The sequence below is a fragment of the Stenotrophomonas sp. GQ19 genome (assembly GCF_059758695.1).
This window is the reverse complement of record NZ_JCAXES010000001.1, coordinates 257,378-279,225: the sequence shown is the minus strand read 5'-3', so window position 1 is coordinate 279,225 and position 21,848 is coordinate 257,378. Positions and strand designations below refer to the sequence as shown.

At 65.9% G+C, this 21,848-nt stretch carries 15 protein-coding genes; 13 read left to right on the top strand and 2 right to left on the bottom strand.

Annotated features, from left to right (window positions below; translation table 11 throughout):
• From AC6CHL_RS01155 to AC6CHL_RS01095, 13 genes are all read left to right on the top strand, one after another.
• Positions 1 to 1,800 carry a chemotaxis protein CheA gene (locus AC6CHL_RS01155; RefSeq protein ID WP_498292909.1) on the top strand — a complete coding sequence of 600 codons (1,800 nt, stop codon included), beginning with the start codon at positions 1 to 3 and terminating at the stop codon, positions 1,798 to 1,800.
• A gap of 112 nt (positions 1,801 to 1,912) precedes the next feature.
• Positions 1,913 to 2,653: a flagellar motor protein gene (locus AC6CHL_RS01150; protein ID WP_038688511.1), complete on the top strand. Its 741-nt coding sequence runs from the start codon at positions 1,913 to 1,915 to the stop codon at positions 2,651 to 2,653.
• Position 2,654: 1 nt separating this feature from the next.
• Positions 2,655 to 3,644 carry a flagellar motor protein MotD gene (gene motD / locus AC6CHL_RS01145; RefSeq protein WP_498292907.1) on the top strand — a complete coding sequence of 330 codons (990 nt, stop codon included), beginning with the start codon at positions 2,655 to 2,657 and terminating at the stop codon, positions 3,642 to 3,644.
• 5 nt (positions 3,645 to 3,649) lie between these two features.
• A complete protein-coding gene (locus AC6CHL_RS01140) occupies positions 3,650 to 4,432 on the top strand; it encodes a ParA family protein (protein ID WP_038688515.1) in 783 nt (260 codons plus the stop codon).
• Complete coding sequence (locus tag AC6CHL_RS01135) at positions 4,429 to 5,688, top strand: chemotaxis protein CheW (protein ID WP_498292905.1); 1,260 nt, start codon at positions 4,429 to 4,431, stop codon at positions 5,686 to 5,688. The genes AC6CHL_RS01140 and AC6CHL_RS01135 overlap by 4 nt, the downstream gene beginning before the upstream one ends.
• A gap of 212 nt (positions 5,689 to 5,900) precedes the next feature.
• Positions 5,901 to 6,209, top strand: coding sequence for an STAS domain-containing protein (locus tag AC6CHL_RS01130; RefSeq protein WP_038688519.1), 309 nt, complete (start codon positions 5,901 to 5,903; stop codon positions 6,207 to 6,209).
• Complete coding sequence (locus tag AC6CHL_RS01125; protein ID WP_038688521.1) at positions 6,206 to 6,571, top strand: response regulator; 366 nt, start codon at positions 6,206 to 6,208, stop codon at positions 6,569 to 6,571. Before AC6CHL_RS01130 ends, AC6CHL_RS01125 begins: the two co-directional genes overlap by 4 nt.
• A 57-nt stretch (positions 6,572 to 6,628) precedes the next feature.
• The gene (locus AC6CHL_RS01120; RefSeq protein ID WP_498292902.1) at positions 6,629 to 8,605 is read left to right on the top strand and encodes a chemotaxis protein CheA; all 1,977 of its coding nucleotides are present in this window, start codon (positions 6,629 to 6,631) and stop codon (positions 8,603 to 8,605) included.
• Positions 8,606 to 9,262: 657 nt separating this feature from the next.
• On the top strand, positions 9,263 to 11,503 hold the full coding sequence (locus AC6CHL_RS01115; protein ID WP_498292900.1) for a methyl-accepting chemotaxis protein: 2,241 nt from the start codon (positions 9,263 to 9,265) through the stop codon (positions 11,501 to 11,503).
• A gap of 176 nt (positions 11,504 to 11,679) precedes the next feature.
• Positions 11,680 to 12,459, top strand: a complete 780-nt coding sequence (locus AC6CHL_RS01110; RefSeq protein WP_038688526.1) for a flagellar brake protein — start codon at positions 11,680 to 11,682, stop codon at positions 12,457 to 12,459.
• Positions 12,460 to 13,005: 546 nt separating this feature from the next.
• Entirely contained in the window at positions 13,006 to 13,497 is a 492-nt protein-coding gene (locus AC6CHL_RS01105; RefSeq protein WP_038688527.1) for a chemotaxis protein CheW, read from the top strand.
• Positions 13,498 to 13,649: 152 nt separating this feature from the next.
• Positions 13,650 to 14,033 (top strand): hypothetical protein, encoded by a 384-nt coding sequence (locus AC6CHL_RS01100; RefSeq protein ID WP_038688529.1) that lies wholly within the window; start codon positions 13,650 to 13,652, stop codon positions 14,031 to 14,033.
• Positions 14,034 to 14,129: 96 nt separating this feature from the next.
• The gene (locus tag AC6CHL_RS01095; RefSeq protein ID WP_498292897.1) at positions 14,130 to 16,499 is read left to right on the top strand and encodes a methyl-accepting chemotaxis protein; all 2,370 of its coding nucleotides are present in this window, start codon (positions 14,130 to 14,132) and stop codon (positions 16,497 to 16,499) included.
• A gap of 270 nt (positions 16,500 to 16,769) precedes the next feature.
• Here AC6CHL_RS01095 and AC6CHL_RS01090 read toward each other — a convergent pair whose 3' ends face one another.
• Positions 16,770 to 18,392 carry a hypothetical protein gene (locus tag AC6CHL_RS01090; RefSeq protein WP_498292895.1) on the bottom strand — a complete coding sequence of 541 codons (1,623 nt, stop codon included), beginning with the start codon at positions 18,390 to 18,392 and terminating at the stop codon, positions 16,770 to 16,772.
• Positions 18,389 to 21,766 (bottom strand): phospholipase D-like domain-containing protein, encoded by a 3,378-nt coding sequence (locus AC6CHL_RS01085; protein ID WP_498292893.1) that lies wholly within the window; start codon positions 21,764 to 21,766, stop codon positions 18,389 to 18,391. Before AC6CHL_RS01085 ends, AC6CHL_RS01090 begins: the two co-directional genes overlap by 4 nt.
• Between the last annotated feature and the right edge of the window lie 82 nt (positions 21,767 to 21,848).

Genomic DNA, 21,848 nt, shown 5'->3' with positions numbered 1-21,848 from the left:
ATGAGCGCTGTTCCAGACGATATTGCCGCCGATTTCATCCTCGAGGCCCAGGAAATCCTGGACCGCCTTGGCGAACAGCTGGTGTCGCTGGAGCAGTCGCCCCAGGACAGTGACCAGCTCAATGCGGTGTTCCGTGGCTTCCACACGCTCAAGGGCGGTGCCGGCTTCCTCGGCATCCAGGCCATGGTCGAGTTGTGCCATGCCGCCGAGGAAACCCTGGGCATGGCCCGCTCCGGCAAGGCCACCCTGCAGGCCCACCACTTCGACGCCGCCCAGCAATCGCTGGATTACCTGCAGTCGATGCTGGATTCGGTCTCGGCCGGTACCGAGCCGGGCTACGCGCCGCCGGAACTGATCGCACAGTTCGACGTCAACGGCCCGGCCACCCCGGCCGCTGCCGTTACGCCGGCCACCGGCGAACTGATCAGCGAAGACGAGTTCGAAGCACTGCTCGACACCCTGCACGGCGGCGCCGCCCCGGCAGCGGTGGCCAGGAAGGCAGACGACGGCCTGATCGGCGAAGACGAATTTGAAGCCCTGCTCGACCAGCTGCACGGCGGCGCCGTGCCCGGCGCCAAGCCCGCAGTCGCGGCCGCCCCGCCACCGCGCGCACCGGCCGCACCGCCGGCCAAGCCGGCTGCCAACAAGCCGGTGGCCGAGGCCGAGCACACGGTGCGCGTGGACACCAAGCGCCTGGACGCCATCGTCAACCTGATCGGCGAACTGGTGCTGTCACGCAACCGCCTCAAGACGCTGCGTGCGCGCCTGCACGACGAAGAACTCGACCGCGCCGTCTCCACCCTGGACATCGCCACCGCGCGCCTGCAGTCGGCGGTGATGCGCACCCGCATGCAGCCGGTGGGCAAGGTGTTCTCGCGCTTCCCCAAGGTCGCCCGCGACGTGGCGCGCAACCTGAAGAAGGAAGTGGAACTGGAGCTGGTCGGCGCTGAAACCGAGCTCGACCGCAACCTGGTCGAGGCCCTGGCCGACCCGCTGGTGCACCTGGTGCGCAACGCCATCGACCACGGCGTGGAAACCCCCGACCTGCGTGAAGCCCAGGGCAAGCCGCGCAGCGGCCACGTGCGGCTGTCGGCGCAGCAGGAAGGCGACTACGTCAGCATTGAAGTGCAGGACGACGGCGCCGGCATCGATCCCGAACGGCTGCGCCAGAAGGCGCGCGAAAAGGGCCTGATCGATCCGGAAGCGGCGGCCCGCCTGACCAGCGAGGAATGCCTGCACCTGGTGTTCCTGCCGGGCTTCTCGACCAAGCAGGAAGTCACCGACATTTCCGGCCGTGGCGTCGGCATGGACGTGGTGCAGTCGCGCATCCGCGAGCTCAGCGGCCAGATCCAGATCCAGTCCGAGCTGGGCCGTGGCAGCCGCTTCATGATCCGCGTCCCGCTCACCCTGGCGATCCTGCCCACCCTGCTGGTGCAGGCCGGCGAAGACGTCTATGCCCTGCCCCTGGCCCGCGTGATGGAAGTGCTGCACGCGCCAAACACCTCGCTGGGCTGGTTCGACGGCCGCGCCGTGCTCGACCGCAAGTCGCACACGCTGCCGCTGGTGGACCTGCGCCATTGGCTGGCCGTCGCACCGGCCGCCTCGTCGCTGCTCACCATCGTGGTGCTGCAGGCCGGCGAAGCCCGCTTCGGGCTGGTGGTGGACCAGGTGCGGGGCCGCGAGGAAGTGGTGATCAAACCCCTGCCCAAGGCACTGCGCGGCCTGCGCGGCTACGCCGGTGCCACCCTGATCGGCGACGGCCGCATGTCGCTGATCCTGGACGTGGACGGCCTCCGCTAACCGCTTTGTAGAGCCGGGCTCTGCCCGGCTGCTTCCTCCAAAACTGTGACCGCCGCCCCACCGGATTCCTTCGGCATCTCAAGTCCCATTCACATACGCCGATAACGGACCCATGGACAGACTCAGCCTCATCGGACTTTTCCTCGCCCTGGCCTCACTGGTCGGCGGCAGCATCCTCAAGGGAGCCGGCCTGGCGTCACTGTGGTCGCCGGCCGCCTTCGTGATCGTGATCGTCGGCACCATCGCCTCCATCCTGCTGCACACCTCGCCGGCGGTGTTCAAGCACGCCTTCAAGATTGTGCGCTGGGTCATCCTGCCGCCCAGCAGCGACCGCCACGAGCTGATCAAGCAGATCGTGGAATGGAGCAACATCGCCCGCCGCCAGGGCCTGCTCGGCCTGGAAGCCCAGGTGGACGCACAGAACGACCCGTTCCTGCGCAAGGGCCTGCAACTGCTGGTGGATGGCGTGGAGCCGGAAACCATCCGCCACATGATGGAAATCGAACTGAGCAGTCAGGAGCACCAGGACCTGGCCGCGTCCAAGGTGTTCGAGGGCATGGGCATCTACGCCCCCACCCTGGGCATCATCGGCGCGGTGCTGGGCCTGATCGCGGTGATGAAGAACCTGGCCGACCCGAGCAAGCTCGGCCACGGCATCGCCGCGGCGTTCACCGCCACCATCTACGGCATCGCCTCGGCCAACCTGCTGTTCCTGCCGGTGTCGGCCAAGCTGAAGAGCGTGATCCACCACAACAGCCGCGACCGCGAAATGATCATCGAAGGCCTGATCTCGATCGCGCAGGGCGAAAACCCGCGCAACATCGAAACCAACCTCTCCGGGTTCCTGCACTGACATGGCCCGTCGCAAGCATCACGAAGAGCATGCCAACCATGAGGCCTGGGCCATTCCCTATGCCGACCTCATGACGCTGCTGCTCGCCTTCTTCGTGGTGATGTACGCCATCTCCTCGCTCAACGAAGGCAAGTACCGGGTGATGGCCGATGCGCTGACCACCGCCTTTGGCGGCGCGCCGCGCACCATCAACCCGGTGCAGGTGGGCAACCAGCAGGTGCAGGGCGGCGGCTGGGACAGCCCGTCGGTGATCAAGGCCGGCAACCGCGTCGGCCCGGCCGCGCCGGCCCCGTCCAACGACCCCACCCTGCTGCCGGCGATGGCCTCGCAGATGCGCATGCCGGTCTCGGTGCGCAACCAGGAACAGCTGCAACGCGCCGAGCGCCAGCTCAACACCATCGCCGACCGCCTCACCGCCACGCTGGCGCCGCTGATCGAGCGCGGCATGATCACCGTGCGTCGTACCGAGCTGTGGATCGAGGTGGAGATCAACAGTGACATCCTGTTCCCCACCGGCTCGGCCACGCTGGACGTGCACGCACGCGACACCCTGTCCAAGCTGGCCCAGGTGCTGCGCGAGGCGCCCAACGGCGTCCGCGTGGAAGGCCACACCGACAACATTCCGATCGCCACGCCGTTGTTCCCCTCCAACTGGGAACTCTCGGCCGGGCGCGCGGCCAGCGTGGTCCACCTGTTCGCCGACCAGGGCCTGCAGCCGTCGCGGCTGGCGATGGTCGGCTACGGTCAGTTCCGCCCGCGCGAAGACAATGCCAGCGCCGAAGGGCGCAACCGCAACCGGCGCGTGATGGTGATCATCCTGGCCGACACCGCCCAGGGCGTGGATCCGATCGGGCCGCAGTTGACCGCCGAATCGGACCCGGCCACGCCCGGCAAGACCCCCTCCGTAACCCCCATCGCACCGGTGCAGTTGCCACCGGTGCCGGCCGGCAGCCGTGTGGGCGCCGCCGTCTCCCCTGCAATGAAGGAGTGAACCGAATGCGCATCTGGGCAATCGCCAATCAGAAGGGCGGCGTGGGCAAGACCACCACGAGCCTGGCCCTGGGCCGTGGCCTGGCCACCCTGGGCCACCGTGTGCTGCTGATCGATCTTGATCCGCATTCGTCGCTGACCCGCGCCTTCGGCGTGCCGCTGGACCCGCCGCCGCAGGGCGTGCTGGAACTGTTCGGCGCGCCGCCGGCCGAGCTGTCCTCGCTCAGCCGCCACAGCGATATTCCCGGCCTGGATTACGTGTGCGCGCAGGCCGCGCTGGCCACCCTGGAACGGCGAAGCGCCAACCAGCCCGGGCTCGGCCTGGCCCTGCAGAACGCCTTTGCCCGCCACCAGGGCCAGCACGACTACATCCTGCTGGACTGCGCGCCCACGCTGGGCCTGCTGATGATCAATGCGTTGGCCGCCGCCGACCGCCTGATCATTCCGACCCAGGCCGAACCGCTGGCCCTGCACGGCCTGGACGGCATGGTGCGGACCGGCGAGATGGTCGAACGCTCGCGCCGTCGCCCGCTGCCGATGTCGATCCTGCCGACCCTGTTCGACCGCCGCACCCGCGCCGGCAACGAAACCGTCAAGCTGATGCAGGACACGCACGGCCACCGCGTCTGGGAAGACGCGATTCCGGTCGACACCCGCATCTGCAATGCCGCCAGCCTGACCATTCCGGCGCAGTCCGACGACTACCCCGGCCGTGGCCTGGCGGCGTACCGCCGTGCTCTGGAATGGATCATGGCCGACGACGCACTGCAGATGGAGCGCGCGGCATGAACACCGCCGGCGTGCTCGACGACTACCTGGAACAATTGCTGGGCGATGCCGTGCCGGCGGCACCGGTGCAGGCCGACGTATCGACCCTGCCGACCGCCGCGGTGGCCGCGCAGGACGACGCCGAAGCCGATGGCGTGGCCCGTGCGATCAGCGCCGAGTTCGCCCGCCACGCGCTGGCCGATGCCGGCACCGATCCGGACAACGACGCACCCGCACCCGCACCCTCAGCGCAGTTCGACACCCCCACCGCCCCGGGCGCGCCGGCCAACCTGGCCCTGCTCGACGAGCTGATGAACGATCCCGCGCTCGGCCCTCCGGTCGAAACTCTCGCGACCGTGCACGACACCCCGACTTCGCCCGGCGCGCCCGCCAACCTCGCCCTGCTCGACGAGCTGATGAACGACCCCGCGCTCGGCCCACCGGTCGACACCCTCGCGACCGTCCACGACACCCCGACCTCGCCCGGCGCGCCGGCCAACCTGGCCCTGCTCGACGAGCTGATGAACGACCCCGCGCTCGGCCCGCCGGTCGCGGCGCTCCCCGCTGCGACTGCCGGCGCGGACGCGGCCAGGCCCAGCTGGGACGACCTTCCCGACGATGTGCTGCACGACAATGCGCCGGCCGTCGCAGCCCCGGTCGCCCCTGCTCGCCCTGTTCCCGCCCCCGCCCCGACACCCACCGCCCGCGCCATGCCCCCCCCGATGCCGATGAGTGCCCCCAGCGCCCGCAGTGCCGCCCCGGCACCGGCGCACACCCGGCCGGGCAGCTGGCAGGAACTGCAGGCCCAGGCGCGCAATCCGGCCTCCAGCCCGCGCGAGAACCGTCGGGCCAGCGAGCGCACCTCGCGCTGGCTGCGCCTGCGTTGCGGCGCCCAGGCCTACGCACTGGAACTGCTCAAGGTGCAGGAAGTGGTGCTGCCGGTGCCGCTGCTGCCATTGCGCGGTACCGCCGACGCCATGCTCGGCATCATGAACCTGCGCGGCCAGGTGGTACCGGTGATGGACCTGGGCATCCACCTGGGCGCCGGCCCGGCCCAGGAAGACGCCAACACCCGCATCGTGGTGCTCGAGGAAGATGGTGAAACCATGGGCCTGCGCGTGTCGGCCGTGGAAGACGTGGCCAATCTCACCGACTCGCAGATCGAGCCGCCCGATACCGCCCGCATCTGCCAGATTTCCAACGACCTGTTCCGCGGCGTGGCCCGCATCAGCGCCCAGCCGATGATCCTGCTGGACGCCACGCAACTGCTGAACTGAGCGGTAGAGCCACCCCCTGGGTGGCTGCCGTCCGGCCCGACGCCGTGACGGCCTGGCAAACGCTTTTTGCCATGCCGTTGCCTGGCAGCCACCCATGGGGTGGCTCTACCCGCCACGCCACCCGACAGAACGATGAAGATCCCCCGGCGCGCCCCTAAAGCTTTGTGGGTTTGGGCCGTTATCTCTCTCGGAACCGTTTGTCCGGAGCAAACATGAGCACTGTTGCCCTGGGTGGTGATCTCGGAATCGAGACCAGCACCGAGCTGAAAACCCGCCTGGCCCCGTTGGTGGACCAGGCCGGCGACCTGACGCTGGATGCCAGCCAGGTAAGCCGTATCCACACCGCAGCAATGCAGGTCCTGTGCGCATTCGTCGACGCCCGCCGCCAGGCAGGCCACCCGACCGGATTCGACGGTTGCACTGCCACCTTCCGTGATGCCGCGCGACTGCTCGGCCTCACCCAGGCCCTCGGCCTGGACGCAACCCATGACAACCTGAAATCTGTGGAGAACGCTGCATGAGCGCACGAATCTTGGTGGTGGACGACTCGGCGTCGATGCGCCAGATGGTCTCTTTCGCCCTCACCTCGGCCGGCTTCTCGGTCGAAGAGGCCGAAGATGGTGCCGTCGCACTGGGCCGGGCCAAGGGCCAGCGCTTCAACGCGGTGGTGACCGACGTCAACATGCCCAACATGGACGGCATCTCGCTGATCCGCGAGCTGCGCCAGCTGCCCGACTACAAGTTCACCCCGATGTTGATGCTGACCACCGAATCGGCCGCCGACAAGAAGTCCGAAGGCAAGGCCGCCGGTGCCACCGGCTGGCTGGTCAAGCCGTTCAATCCCGAACAGCTGGTCGCCACCGTGCAGAAAGTGCTGGGCTGATCCCAGCACGCCCCACCGCACCACCCTCCCTCCCTTCGCAACCGGACCCCACGCACCATGAGCATGGATCTGCAACGTTTCCACGCCACGTTCTTTGAAGAAAGCCGCGAGGGGCTGGATGCAATGGAGGCTGGCCTGCTGGCGCTTGAATCGGGCCAGCAGGACCCGGAAATCATCAATTCGGTGTTCCGCGCCGCGCATTCCATCAAGGGCGGCGCCGGCACCTTCGGCTTCGACGCGATCGCCGCGTTGACCCACGTGCTGGAAACCCTGCTGGACGAACTGCGTGCCGGCAAGCGCGCCCTGGAAGCCACCGCGGTGGACGCCATGTTGTCCTCGGTGGACGTGCTGCGCGCCCTGCTGCGCGAAGCCGAGCACGGCCAGCCGGCGGACCCGCAGGCTGTGGCGGCGATCAAGGCACGCCTGGAAGCGGTACTGTCCGGCCAGGCGGCGGCCGCCGCACCGGTCGCGGCGGCCAAGGTGGATGACACCCCCGAAGCGTGGCAGATCGGCTTCGTGCCCTCGCCGTCGCTGTTCATGAGTGGCAACGACCCGCTGCGCATCATCCGCGAACTGGAACACCTGGGCTCGCTGCAGGTGGCCGCGCGGCTGGACCGCCTGCCCGGCTTCGACCAGCTCGACCCGCTTGAAGCTCACCTGGCGTGGGACCTGGGCCTGGTCGGCAAGGTGCCGCGCAGCAAGATCGAAGACACCTTCGCCTGGGTGGTGGACGACTGCGAACTGGACATCCGTCCGGCCGCACCGCCCAGCCTGGCCACCAGCGCACCCGCGGCTCCTGCGGCTGCCCCGGCACCGGCGGCAGCCACGCCGACCGCCGCCGCACCTGCCGCTGCCGCACATGAAGCAGAAACCTCGATCCGCGTCGCCGTGGAAAAGGTCGATGCCCTGATCAACCTGGTCGGCGAACTGGTCATCACCCAGGCCATGCTCAAGCAGGTCTCGCACGCACTGGACCCGGTGCATGCCGAACAGCTGTTCGCCGGCCTGGACCTGCTCGAACGCAACACCCGCGACCTGCAGGAAGCGGTCATCGGCGTGCGCATGCTGCCGGTGGATGCGGTGTTCCGCCGCTTCCCGCGCCTGGTCCGCGACCTGTCCTCGCGGTTGGGCAAGCACGTGCGCCTGCGCACCATCGGCGAAGGCACCGAGCTGGACAAGGGCCTGATCGAGAAGATCGCCGATCCGCTCGTGCACCTGGTCCGCAACTCCATCGACCACGGCCTGGAAATGCCCGACGTCCGCCGCGACGCCGGCAAGGACGAGACCGGCACGATCACCCTGGCGGCCTCGCACCAGGGCGGCCACATCGTGATCGAAGTCAGCGACGACGGCCGCGGCCTGAACCGCGACAAGATCCTGTCCAAGGCCCTCGAGCGCGGCTTGAGCGTGCCCGACAACCCCACCGACGCGCAGGTCTGGGACCTGATCTTCCAGCCGGGCTTCTCCACCGCCGACGCGGTCACCGACCTGTCCGGGCGTGGCGTGGGCATGGACGTGGTCCGCCGCAACATCCAGGCGCTGGGTGGCGAAGTGCAGCTGGAAAGCAAGGCCGGCAATGGCACCCGCGTGCTGATCCGGCTGCCGCTGACCCTGGCCATCCTCGACGGCATGACCGTGGCGGTGGCCGGTGAAACGGTGATCCTGCCGCTGGCCTACGTGCTTGAAGCCCTGCAGCCGCAGCCCGAAGACGTACGCACCATGGCCGGCGAAGGCCGCGTGCTGCGCGTCCGTGGCGAGTACCTGCCGATCCTCTCGCTCAGCGAGTACTACGGGTTCGGCGGGCGCACCAAGGACGACTCACTGGTGGTGGTGGTCGAAGGCGATGGCCAGAAGATCGCGCTGGAAGTGGACGAACTGATCGGCCAGCAGCAGGTGGTGGTCAAGAACATCGAGAACAACTACCGCCGCATCAGTGGCGTGTCCGGTGCCACCATCCTGGGCGATGGCCGGGTGTCGCTGATCGTGGATATCGGTGGCCTGGTGCGGTCGCTGCGGATGCCACAAGCCGCTTAAATCTCCGCATTCGCGAAGATTTCCCCAGGGTTTGCTGCGCAAACCCTGGGCCCCGGCTTACCAGCACCCAACACCCCCCGCCGTCGGCGCGCCCCCGCTACTAGCGGGGGCTCCTCGTTTGGGGGCCCGCGGCCTCCGTCTGCATCCCGGTAGTGCCGGCCGCTGGCCGGCTCCTCGCGTTGTCGGCTGGGGTCCATGGGGTTGCCGGCCAGCGGCCGGCACTACCGATTGCTGCGGGTTTCCTGGTTGCCGGCCAGCGGCCGGCACTACCGGGTGCTGGGGGTTTCCTGGTTGCCGGCCAGCGGCCGGCACTACCGGGTGATTTGTCTCCGGCCGGGACTGTGCATTTTGCGCCCCTTTTTGAAACTGTGATGTTGATCGGCGGCGATACGTTGGCGTACTGAGCCGCCTCCTCGAGCCGCGAATCGAAAGCCTTGCGGTTGCTTGCTTATGCAACCAATGCGGGTTTGTGAGGCGCGGCTGCATGCCGCGAAAAAATGTGACATCGAACACTCAAGTTGCGGCGTTGCGTCGCCGCTATTTCGGGAGAGCGTTGACTTCTTCGTCACGCGCCCCTCGCCCCATCCCGCATTCGCCACGACCTCACGCCCAGCGCCCCCACGGCTGCGCGCCACTGCCCTGCCCGGAGTTCCTGCCATGAAGTGGTTCCACGATCTGCCCATCGCCCGCAAACTGGCCGTGGGCTTCACCCTCACCACCCTGATGACCGTCATCCTCGGTGCCTTCGCGCTGGTTCGCCTCAATGGCGCCAACGCCGAACTGGGCGCGATGGCCAGCAACGATATTCCGTCGGTGCAGCATCTGGGCGAAGTGCGCTCGCAACTGGGTGAATTCCGCACCTACGAAATGGCGCAGGTGAGCATGTTCGACCAGCCGGAAAAGGTGGCCGACTACAACAAGCGCATGGAGACCACCGCCAAGGTGGTCCGCGACGAACTGGCTGCCTACGCGGCACTGCCGGCCGGTGAGCGCGAGCGTGCCCTGTTCGCCAAGGTGTCCGCCGACACCGATGCCTACTTCGCCGCCAACGTCGAACTGCGCGCCGCCGTCGCCGCCGGTGATGGGGCGCTGGCCCGCCAGGTGTCCGACGAGAAGTCGCGCCCGGCCCGTCGCCAGCTGTTCGACGACCTCAAGGCACTGGGTGCCTTCAGCAACGGCCTGATGGCAAGCAAGATCGCCGCGGCCAACGCCACCCACCGCACCAGCGTGATCGCCATCATCAGCTGCATGGTGCTGCTGTCGCTGGTGGCCGCCGCCCTGGCCTTCATGATCTCGCGCATCATCACCCGCCCGCTGGGCCAGGCCGTGCATGCCATCAAGTCGGTGGCCCGGGGCGACCTGAGCGTCACCACGCGCGCCACCAGCGCCGACGAGGCCGGGCAGATGCTGGCCGCCACCGGCGAAATGACCAGCATGCTGCGCCGCTATTCCGAAGAAACCCGGCAGATGGCCGCGATGCATGCCGGCCCGGATATCTCGCACCGCATGCCCACCGACTTCCCGGGCGTGTACGGTGAGCTGGCCGTGGGCACCAACACGGTGGTGTTCGACCACCTGGATGCGATCAAGGACGCCATCGCCGTGCTGAACCAGTACGCCGCCGGTGACCTGTCGCCCAATGCCCGCCGCCTGCCCGGCAGCCGCGCGATCCTGCACGAATCGATGGACGCCGCCAAGGCCAGCCTGCTGGCCATCAACACCCAGATCCAGTCGCTGGCCCAGGCCGCCGCGGCCGGTGATTTCACCCAGCGTGGCGATGCGCTGCGCTTCGATCACGATTTCCGGGTGATGATCGAGCACCTCAACACGATGATGGAAGTGGCCGACGGCAACCTGTCGCAGCTGTCGCACCTGCTGCAGTCGATCGCCAACGGCGACCTGACCGCCCGCATGCAGGGCCAGTTCCACGGCGTGTTCGCCAGCATGCGCGACGACGCCAACACCACCGTCGCCCAGCTGACCCAGATCGTGGGCCGCATCCAGCACGCGTCGTCCAGCATCAGCACCGCCGCCGGCGAAATCGCCTCGGGCAACAACGACCTGTCGCGCCGTACCGAGCAGCAGGCCGCCAACCTGGAAGAAACCGCGGCCTCGATGGAGGAACTGACCTCCACCGTGCGTCAGAACGCCGAACACGCCCGCCAGGCCAACCAGCTGGCGATCGGCGCGCACGGTGTGGCCAGCCAGGGCGGCGACGTGGTCGGCCGCGTGGTCAGCACCATGCATGAGATCGACGCCTCCTCGCGCCGCATCGCCGACATCATCACCGTGATCGACGGCATTGCGTTCCAGACCAACATCCTGGCGCTGAACGCGGCGGTGGAAGCGGCGCGTGCGGGCGAACAGGGCCGCGGCTTTGCCGTGGTGGCCTCCGAAGTGCGCACCCTGGCCCAGCGCTCGGCCAGTGCAGCCAAGGAAATCAAGGGCCTGATCGACGAGTCGGTGGGCAAGGTTGCCGAAGGCTCGGCGCTGGTCAACCAGGCCGGCGAGACCATGGGTGAAATCGTGGCGTCGGTGCAGCGCGTGACCGACATCATGGCCGAGATTTCCGCCGCCTCGCAGGAGCAGTCGGCGGGCATCGAGCAGGTCAACCAGACCATCACCCAGATGGACGAAACGACCCAGCAGAACGCCGCGCTGGTGGAAGAAGCCACCGCCGCCGCCCGTTCGATGGAAGAGCAGGCCGGCCACCTGACCGACGCCGTGGCACTGTTCAAGCTGGACGGCCAGGCGGCCCCGGTGGCGAGCGTGTCGGCGGCGAGCAGCCGTGCCCCGGCCGTTGCGGCACCGCGTGCGCGTGCAGCAGCAGCGCCGGTGCGGCGTGCTGCGGTGCGCGAACCGGTGCTGGCCAATGAAGGGGACTGGCAGGAGTTCTGATCCGCCCTGCCCTGTGATGCGTGTCCACGGCACCCCGCTTCGGCGGGGTGTCGTGCGTTTGGGGCGACCGAGCGGATCTACACGGATTGGCCCTACATTAATGTGAACCGCTGCCGATAAACGGACAGAGCCCTGGTAAAACCGCCGGCGGCGCCCACTCTATTCAGCACGCATCCATGTCCGAAGGCAGCTTTGAGGCACACGACGACGACCACGCCGCGCACGACGACGGCGCGGACGATCGTTACCTGGTCCGCAATCCCCGGCAGATCCGTCAACTGCTGCAGGCATTGATCGATCAGCGCTCGTTGATCAACGCGCATCTGGGCGGGCGGGACCAGTCGTTCCCGACGGCGATCCTGGAGCTGGACGAAGACGAGGACATGCTGCTGCTGGACGGCAGTCCGTCCGAGCCGGCGAACCGGGCGGCGGAAGAGGCCGGGCACCTGTTGTGCTTCGCGCAGCTGGACAAGGTGATGGTCCGTTTCCGGCTGGACCATCTGGAGCGCGTGGGCAGTACGCACCATGTGGCGTTCCGGGTGGCGTTCCCGAGCGAGCTGGTGCATCTGCAGCGTCGGGAGCTGTACCGTCTGGAGACGCCGATCACGGATTCTCCGCAGTTGCTGTTCCCGATCAACGAGGATCGCAGCGAGGCGTTGAGTCTGCGGGTGGTGGACATCAGTGGCGGCGGGCTGGCGGTGACGGTGCCGGTAGACTGCAATGTGTTCGCGCTGCAGAAGCGGTATGACGCACGGCTGGACATGCCGGAGGGCGGGCCGCTGCAGATCGCGTTGATCGTGTGCAATCAGTTGGCGGTGAAGCTGCCGAACGGGGTGGAGATGAAGCGCGTGGGGATGCGTTTCGATTCGCTGCCACGCGGGGGCGACAGTGCGATCCAGCGCTACATTTTCCGCATCGACCGCCAGCGCAGCGCCCGCAAAAATGGGGAAATTTAGGCGGGCTGCTTTTTATTGGAGCAACGTCAACTTCAACTGCAACTGCGGCGGTTCGGTCTGTTGGAGTGGGTCGGTACGGGTGGGTTGGCGGGACACGCCGTGAATCCATCCTTGGAGGCTCGTGGGCGCCATCCATGGCGCCCAACGGTCCCGCCAACCCACCCGTGCCGCCCCAGCGCAGATGGCTTTCGCCGTGTTGAGATCAAGAGCACGCAGCGCCTGAGAGGGTGAGGTGTAGGTGCCGAGCAACGCTCGGCACTACCCCTCCTCACCACTGGCGGCTTTATCCAACCGATCACGGAACCTGTGGGGCGGGCGGTGCCAGGCCCTGCCGGGACCGTTGGGCGCCATGGATGGCGCTCACGAGCCTACACGGACGTACTTGCGGCGTGTCCCGGCAGGGCCTGGCACCGCCCGCCGCGCATCAGCAGTGAATAGCTGTCCGCCGCAACAGACCACCTCCTCTAAAGTCGCCCGACTCCAGGCCGATATTGAGCGTGACGCCCGGTTTTTCCTTACCGCCACGCCCGACCCAGGATTCCTTCCATGAACGACAGCAACCCCAACGCCGCCAGCAGCGGTGGCGAGTATCTCAGCTTCACCCTCGGCGCCGAGCACTACGGCGTGGACATCCTCAAGGTCCAGGAAATCCGTGGCTACGACTCGGTTACCCGCGTGCCCGATGCCCCCGATTACATCAAGGGTGTCATCAACCTGCGCGGCACCATCGTCCCGGTCATCGACCTGCGCCTCAAGCTGCGCCTGGAAAAGGCCACGTATGACGCCTTCACCGTCATGATCGTGCTCAACGTCGAAGACCGCGTCGTCGGCATCGTCGTCGACAGCGTCTCCGACGTCATCCCGCTCAACGCCGACCAGATCCGCCCCACCCCCGAGTTTGGCGCCGCCGTCGATACCCGCTTCATCTCCGGCATCGGCACCCAGGACGATCGCATGCTGATCCTGCTGGATATCGAAACCCTGCTCGACAGCGCCGACATGGGCCAGCCGGCCCAGGTCGAAGACGCCGCCGCCTGATCGTGCCCCACCCATCCCGGTCGATTCGACCGGGTTGTGAAAAAAGTTCTTCAGTTCCCTGCGCGACGGCCGATAGCTGCTTCAGGACCCGGCTGTGTAGGGCTGCCCAAGGCCGGGCCAACTCGTCCAATTTCCCCCGGAGATTCTTCCCGATGAAGTCCCTGCTTGCGCTGTTCTCGGTTGCCGTCCTCGCCTCCTCTGCCTCGTCCGCCTTCGCCCAGTCGGCCGAGATGATCCCGCCGGAAATGGCGCCGCGCTCGGTCGGCAAGGACGGCATGGTCTGCGGCAAGGTCGAAAAGGCCCGCTACGCCGAAGGCTCCGAAGGCCAGCCGACCTTCCTGTACATGGGCGGCGCGTTCCCGCGCCACACCTTCTCGGCCCGCATCGCCGGCGCCAACCGCGGCAAGTTCAGCTTCCCGCTGGAAAGCCTGGAAGGCAAGACCGTGTGCGTGATCGGCAAGATCGCCCGTGACGCATCGCGTGCTGAAATCGAAGTCAGCTCGCCGGCCGGCCTCAAGCTCGCCAACATCAAGTAATCCGCCGTACGCCATGCCACGCCGGCACTGGCCGGCGTGGTCGCTGCAACCGGGCACGACGCCCGGACGCGTTTGCCACTGGAGATCGCACCGCCCATGCCCTGGATCAACAACCTCAAACTGATGCCGAAGTTGATGCTGACTTTCGGTGTCCTCCTGCTGGTGATGCTGCTGCAGGGCATCGTGGCGTATCGCGGGCTTTACTCGCTCAACAACGTCACCACCGAACTGGCTGGCCACCGGATGGAGAGCATCCGCACCGCCGGTGAAATCCGCGGCATGGTCGGCGAATACCGCAACTCGGCCTACCAGGGCCTGATCCGCGCCAGCGACGACGTCAAGGCCGACGCCAAGAAGCGCGCCGCCGAACTGCGCGGCAAGATCGACCTGTCCATCAAGAAATACCCCGAATTGATCGACAATCCCCAGCAGAAGAAGCTGTTTGACACCTTCGCCAAGGATTGGAAAGACTCGCTGGCCTCCTACGATGCCGTCACCGAGATGCTGGAACTGGATCTCCCCGATGACGCCGTGGACACCTTCGTCGGCGAAACCCGCACCAAGCACCTGAAAGCCTCCTCGGCGCTGGAAGCCCTGATCGCCGAAGACAACCGCCTTGCCCGCGCCTCGCGCGATGAGGCCGAATCGACCTATGCCGCCTCGGCCACCCTGACCATCATCGCCCTGCTCGGCGGTGCCGCACTTGGTCTGGTGCTGGTGTACCTGTTTGCCCGCTCGCTGGTTGGCAGCATGCGCGGCGCCGTGTCGGTCGCCAATGACGTGGCTGGCGGCAAGCTTGACGGCCATATCGACGTCACCCGCAAGGATGAAGTCGGCGACCTGATGCAGGCCATGCAGCGCATGCAGCGCGACCTGCGCGAGCGCACCGAAACCGACCAGGCCATCGCCCGCGAGAACCTGCGCATCCGCACCGCGCTGGATTACAGCTCCACCGGCGTGTACCTGACCGACAACCAGCTCAACATCGTGTACGCCAACCGCGCACTCGAGCAGAGCCTGTCCCAGTACCAGGAGGAGCTGCGCAAGCACCTGCCCGATTTCGATGCCAATACCTCGCTGGTGGGCCGCCCGCTGACCGTGCTCGAGCACCGCGGCGAGATGGATGCCACCCTGCTGAACAACCTCAAGGCCAACGGCGTGGCCCGTCGCGCCATGCAGTTCGGCGATGCGCAGTTCGCCCAGGTGGTCTCCACCATCCGCAACGAAGAAGGCGAGAGCGTCGGCCACGTGGTCGAGTGGCGCGACCGTACGCCGGAAGCGCTGGTCGAAGCCGAAGTGGCCCGCGTGATTGCCCAGGCCGCCGCCGGCGACCTGTCCGGCCGCATCCGCGCCGACGGCAAGGAAGGCTTCTTCCTGCAGCTGGCCCAGCAGATCAACGGCCTGCTGGACGCCAACGCGGCCAGCATCGAGCAGATCTCCGGCCTGCTCACCGCGCTGTCGCAGGGTGATCTCACGGTGCGCATGCACGGTGATTTCCAGGGCGTGTTCGCCACCATGCGCGACGACGCCAATGCCACCGCCGAACAGCTCAGCGGCATCGTCACCAAGATCAAGCACTCCAGCCAGGCCATCAGCTCGGCGGCCAGCGAGATCGCCACGGGCAACAGCGACCTGTCGCGCCGCACCGAACAGCAGGCGGCCAACCTGGAAGAAACCGCGGCCTCGATGGAGGAACTCACCTCCACCGTGCGCCAGAACGCCGAGCATGCCCGCCAGGCCAACCAGCTGGCCATCGGCGCGCACAGCGTGGCCAGCCAGGGCGGTGATGTGGTCGGCCAGGTGGTGACCACCATGAGCGCGATCCAGACCTCGTCCAAGAAGATCGCCGAGATCATCTCGGTCATCGACGGCATCGCCTTCCAGACCAACATCCTGGCGCTGAACGCGGCCGTGGAAGCGGCGCGTGCCGGCGAACAGGGCCGCGGCTTTGCCGTGGTCGCCTCCGAAGTGCGCACCCTGGCCCAGCGTTCGGCCGGTGCGGCCAAGGAGATCAAGGGCCTCATCGACGACTCGGTCGGCAAGGTCAACGACGGCTCGGCGCTGGTGCACAAGGCCGGCGCGACCATGGGCGAGATCGTCGCCTCGGTGCAGCGCGTGACCGACATCATGGCCGAGATTTCCGCCGCCTCGCAGGAACAGTCGGCCGGCATCGAGCAGGTCAACCAGACTGTGGTGCAGATGGACGAAACCACCCAGCAGAACGCCGCGCTGGTGGAAGAAGCCACCGCCGCCGCCCGCTCGATGGAAGAACAGGCCGGCCACCTCAGCGACGCGGTATCGATCTTCAAGCTCGACGCGCATGACGTGGTGCTGCCGCCGGCAGCCGTGGCCACCCCGGCCCCGCGTGCCGCACGCCCGGTTGCCGCCGCCCCGGCCCCGGTCCGCCGCGCAGCAGCCCGCCCGGTCGCCACCGAACTGGCCGACGGCGACTGGCAGGAGTTCTAAGCGCGCCAGCAGCCTGCAATCCCGCATGACAGAAGGCCCCGATACCCATCGGGGCCTTTTTGTTGGCAAGGCGCATGCCCCCGCGAGCACCAGTAGAGCCGACCGTTGGTCGGCTGCGCACCGTCCATCACCGCCTGCAGCCGATCAACGGTCGGCGCTACCCTCCGGCACCGCGCGCAGCAGACCCACGGTCAGCTCTACCGGCGGGCACGCGGGCGGCCATCCATGGAGTGCCTGTACCGCAACCTGGATGCGCCCAGCTACCTGCCCTCACTGCTTTTGGCCATAGCTGAGCTTCTCCACGTCGTATCCATACGTCGTCGCCATGTATTCCTTGATAGGCCAAAGCCCTTCGATGAGCATCTTTCCATCCGGCGTGCCACATTGGTTGGCAACTTTGGTCATGCCATACATCAATGCTTCCTCCTCGCCGCGCTTCGGTGCAGGGTCTGGCGTCCACCAGGGGAAGTGCCGTAACGGCCTGTTGCTGGGCACGTCCTGTTCCCAGCAGACGAAGACAAGGCTCTCCTTGCCTCGCGTGTTGTAGTCATAGACGCGGTAGCTGGCATAGCCGCTGGTGGTCGGGGTGACCTTGAGCACACCGGATTCGGCGTGAGCCCTGAGGTCTTCCTTGTAGGCATCAGGCGACGCTGACCCGAAGTGGATCACCCGGGTGAGCTTGCCGTTGCCGCTGTAGAACTCCTGTCGGCTCAGATCGAGTGCGCGCCATTGCCGCTGCCGCGGCGTACGGGCGCCTGCATCGAACATTTCATAGATGACCATGCCGCTGCGGTGGGAGTACATTTTGATGCGCGGGTAGCGCTCGAGATTGGCGAACTTGTTGTCCATTGCTGAAAGTGGAACCGCCTGGTCAGGGAAGCTGTATCTGAGCTTTGCCCCGCCACTCGTTGAGCGCTCCGCGTACAGCGGCTGCGCGTCGTCCATGAAGAGATCCATTTGTGTGGTATATAAACTCGTCACCGAATTCAACGCACTGAATCTGAAGGAAGCCGTTGTCGCCTCCTTTTCTTCTGTGCCGTGCAAGAACCGCACCGTGCCACTACCACCTCCGTGACCAGGTGTAGACACACTGCTCTTATCTCGCGCACCTCTCTCGTTATAACTAACTGCTGCGCGCAGAGTGCCGTCGGAATTGTACTTGTACTCTCGATATGACACGTCACCACGAGCCAGTTCATCACAAGAGAAGTCCGGCAACGTGGCTGCAATCTCATGCTCTGGCCTCGCGGCCGCCACCACCTTTCCGTCGCGATAGTTGAAGCAGTTGCGAACCCGCCGCGCTGCCACCTTGATCGGATACTTGTTGAGTGCATCCACTTCCGGAGACCTGTACGTGGCCACCTCCACAATATTGTTGTGTTTGTCATAGAAGTAGCCGCGCGCACCACTCATGAAATAATATGGCAGCAACGGGGCCAGCACAGGATTGCGCTCCTGCGCAGGCGTTGGCTTATAAGCAACAACCCCGACTTTTCCGTGGCTATCCGTACGCAACCTGATCCTGGGCTCTTGGGCGCCTTTGCTTGTTGGCTCGATCGACCTGCTCTCCCAGGTTTCTACGCGACATATGCGCTGACCGCCGCGCCCATCCGGCTCGATGAATATTACCCTGCCACCCCATTGATCAAACTTGCCATGCGGCACATCCTTGACCTCCGGCGTCACACCCGGAAGCGTGACGGTGCCGTCCCGGTGTACGCCCGGATTGGAAACAAACACGTTGGAGGACAGCGAGTTACCGAAGCGCAGCACCACACCAGCAGTTGGCGAGGCGAGCGGGTCTCTGCGGTCCGTGCAGGCAGTTGCTGCACTCGCGACGCCAAGACCGCACATGATCAGCGCCAGAGAGATGGGGGGTCGTTCAAAGATCATGCTCGCTCCGTAGGGGTCTTCACGCCCGAATGTTCAAACGCCTGTATACGCCCCGCCTTCCGACCGGCTTGCGGGGGAACCGCGGCAATAAGCTCAACCGGCATGGCCGGCGCAGGGTCATCCATTCCATGCCCCCAATCAAGCGGCATCGTTACCCAGAAGCCACTGACTGGGCTGCCATCGTAACCACCCCTCAGGCGAGCAATTGCCTTTGCTACCGCGTGGCGGCCAACGGTGCGTGTTACCCACCCCTGCACGACGCTGGCAACCTCCATGTAAGCTGGCTGCAGGTCAGGCGGCTGTGCGTGCAGATAGCGCATCACTGCCTGCTTGCTCTCATCCCACTCCTTTGACGGAAACCCTGCAAGGGGAGAATCATAGCGAGGCATCCAGTTGCAGGGGACATTGGTAAATACTTCTTCATAAGCCGATGCGTTATCGTCCGCAAGTTTTCGAATGTACCTGATGGCATCGAGCGACACCGGACGCTGCAGAGTCAGGCCATCATGAGTCTGCCTCGTTATCGGAGGATGGCGGTCATCGTCTTCTGCAATAGCATTCGTATAACCTTTGTCCTTATGACCTCGTCCCTCGACATCCTCAACCTCAATCGACATCCCCAGGAACTTCTGCCAAAGCCGTATCCGCAGATCCCGCGCAAACTTCCGCGTCACCACCTTCACGCCATTACCAAGATCCTGCACCGACGTATCAGTATCCACGATCACCGCCGCAAGCTCGGTATCGCCATCGCCCTGCAGGCTGCGGTCGTTGCAGTTGGCGCTGCCGATGATGGCCACCGCGTCATCCACGACCAGTAGCTTGGAGTGCACATAGCACTGCTCGGTCACCACATACAGCGGCGGACTCGCCGCACTGGCACCTGCGGTACGCGGGCCTTCTGTGTACTTGTCGTGATTGACGTCCTTCAACACACCATAGCTGCGCAGGTTGAGTACGGTCAGATAGTCCTTCCATGTGCCCGCAGCAACTTCGGTGCCGAGATCTTTCTCGCTGACGCTTACATCCCGGATACCCAGTCGCTTGGCCACCAGGGCCCGGCAGATGCGGCGAATCAGGCTGTGGTTTCCGCGCAACAGGCTCTGCTGCAGCCAGTAGTGCTGCTTGACCACAGCGCCATCTTTCAGACTGCCTTCCGGATGCACCGGCAAGGTCATGTAGACATGGAAACCCATGCCGCTGCGAATCGCCTTGGCAATGCGGGTGGCGATCACCTCCACCAAGGTGTTCTTGGCGGCCGAGGGCACGCCGGGCTTGAACGCGAGCGTGTCTGCAACCGGCGTACCCGGCAGCACCGCATCCAGCGGGCCGCCGGCGATGCCCAGCCCCCGCGTGGTGCGACGGGCAGTCTTTTCTTCTTCCTCGGTCGACGGACCGCGCCGACTGTTACGGATGCTTCTGTCCAATGCCCGCCCCGGCTCGGCATCGGAGAAGCCGCAGTCTGAAATCAGGAACTGGGTCTCGATATACACAAAGGCCTTGGCAGAGGCGATGCAGTTGAGCATTGCGTCCTGGATGGAGCGCATGGGCTGGTCGCGCTCCCAGTAGGACGCAAGGTCACTGCCATCAACAAGGTCCAGGCCGTACTTCCGGCACGCCCTGCGCTCCATATCGTGCAGTGCCGTGCCGGACGATCGCACGATCTGTACGCTGATGCCGCCTGCAGTGCCGGGGGCACACAGATCGCCGAACAGGGCGTGCGTGCCTCCCATGGCCCGCACCCAGTCATCTGCCAGCGCGGTCAATTCCAGGCCACGCCCGATGGAGTGCTGGCGCGGCATCTGCTGGCCGTACTCCGCGGCCAGATCGATACCGGCATTGATACCCCCAACGGCCAGTTTGCCGGGCATGGCCGCTCCGCGCTGGTTCTGCCACACCATGGCATTCCAGCGATGCATGAAATTCCGGCAGATGTCGAATACTGCCGGGCCCTCGATACATGCATGCACGTCCTGCCAGGGCATCCGCGGCTGGCGACCGCTGTCGAGCAGGGTCCGGGATTCATCGACGCCCTCGGCAATCCACGTTTGGAATGCCGCCCACTTCTCCCGGGCGCTATCGAGCTTTTCAAACACTTCAGCCTTGCCTTTTTCGATATCCACCAACACCTGGGACGCATCGGTGGAATAGTCGTTCAACCGCCCCCTCACCTCCAGATATCGGCGGTGATAGCGCTCAAGTGCGGCGCCTTTCTCGGTCAGCCAGCGGTCCACATCCCTGGCAACGATATCGGTGAACGCATCCAACGTGCCCCAAGCGGCATCACGCGCCCCTTCAAGGTCACCCTTGGCGGCTTCGTCCAGCGTGCGGTTACCGGCAGCAGTCACTTCCCGGTACTTGTGCCGGGCCTGTTCCAGGTCGATGTTGATCCCCTCCAGCAGACTGCGCATGGTGCGCACCACCGTAATGAACTCCTTGACACCGTTCATGTCGATCATTTCCTGCAGTGCCGAAATGATCGCATCGCTCAGCATCTGTTCGCCCATCGCTTCGGCCCGGGTGCTGATCGCGGTCTTGTCCGCATAATCCAGCATTTCGGCCAGTGCGGCGCCGGCCATCCATTGGGCCTTCAGACGATACACAGCAATGGTCATTCCCGGCAGGTAGGCGAGCGCGAAACCTGGATGTATCCGACCCTTGGCGTCGGGGCCGACGTCCGGTACGTCAACCGTGAGGTCCAGCTCATCGCCGGTCATGCCCCTGGGCTTCAACAGGCAGTTGTTGTAATGGTCATTGAGGACGTGCAGCACGGGATCGCAGACCACATCGAAGTTGCCGTCATCCCACCGCCCGTGGGCAATGTCCAGGCCGCCGACGAAGCCACATTTCCCATCCACCACCAGCATTTTCTGGTGGTGCGAAAAGCCGATGTTGAAATTGTCGCGACGGCCGGTTGCCGGATTATGCAGCCCGACCTGGATCTTCCCCGGCGTATTTTCATCGCGCATCTTGTACAGCGCTTCGCGCGCCTCATTTTCATGCGTATACGCCGCCGCCTCGATGCTGTCATACAGCAGTATCCGCACATCCACGCCGCGCGCGTTGATCGCGTCAAACAGCAGTTCGCTCAAGCGCCCTCCATGCGAGCCATTACCGCGCCCGGTCAACTCCGTATCGAAGTTCAGCTGCCAGTCGGCAATGAAGATGAATTTCTGCGCGCCACGGATCGCGTCGGCCATCGCATGCATCGCCGAGCAGCCGTCGGTGAATGAGCGCACCGCGTTCCCGTGCCGTACCGGGGCGAACTGCCGGTCCGGCGGTGCGTAGTAGTCACCGCTGGAGGTGCCTACCTGCCCCGGCTGACAGGTGAGTGCATTGCGCGCCACTGTACTGGTGTTGGTGCCGTCGGCCATCGTAGCCATCCATGTGCTGCCATCGCGCTGCGTGATCCATCCGGCGTTGGCGGAGCGTCCTGGCTAACGCCTCCCCGGCAGT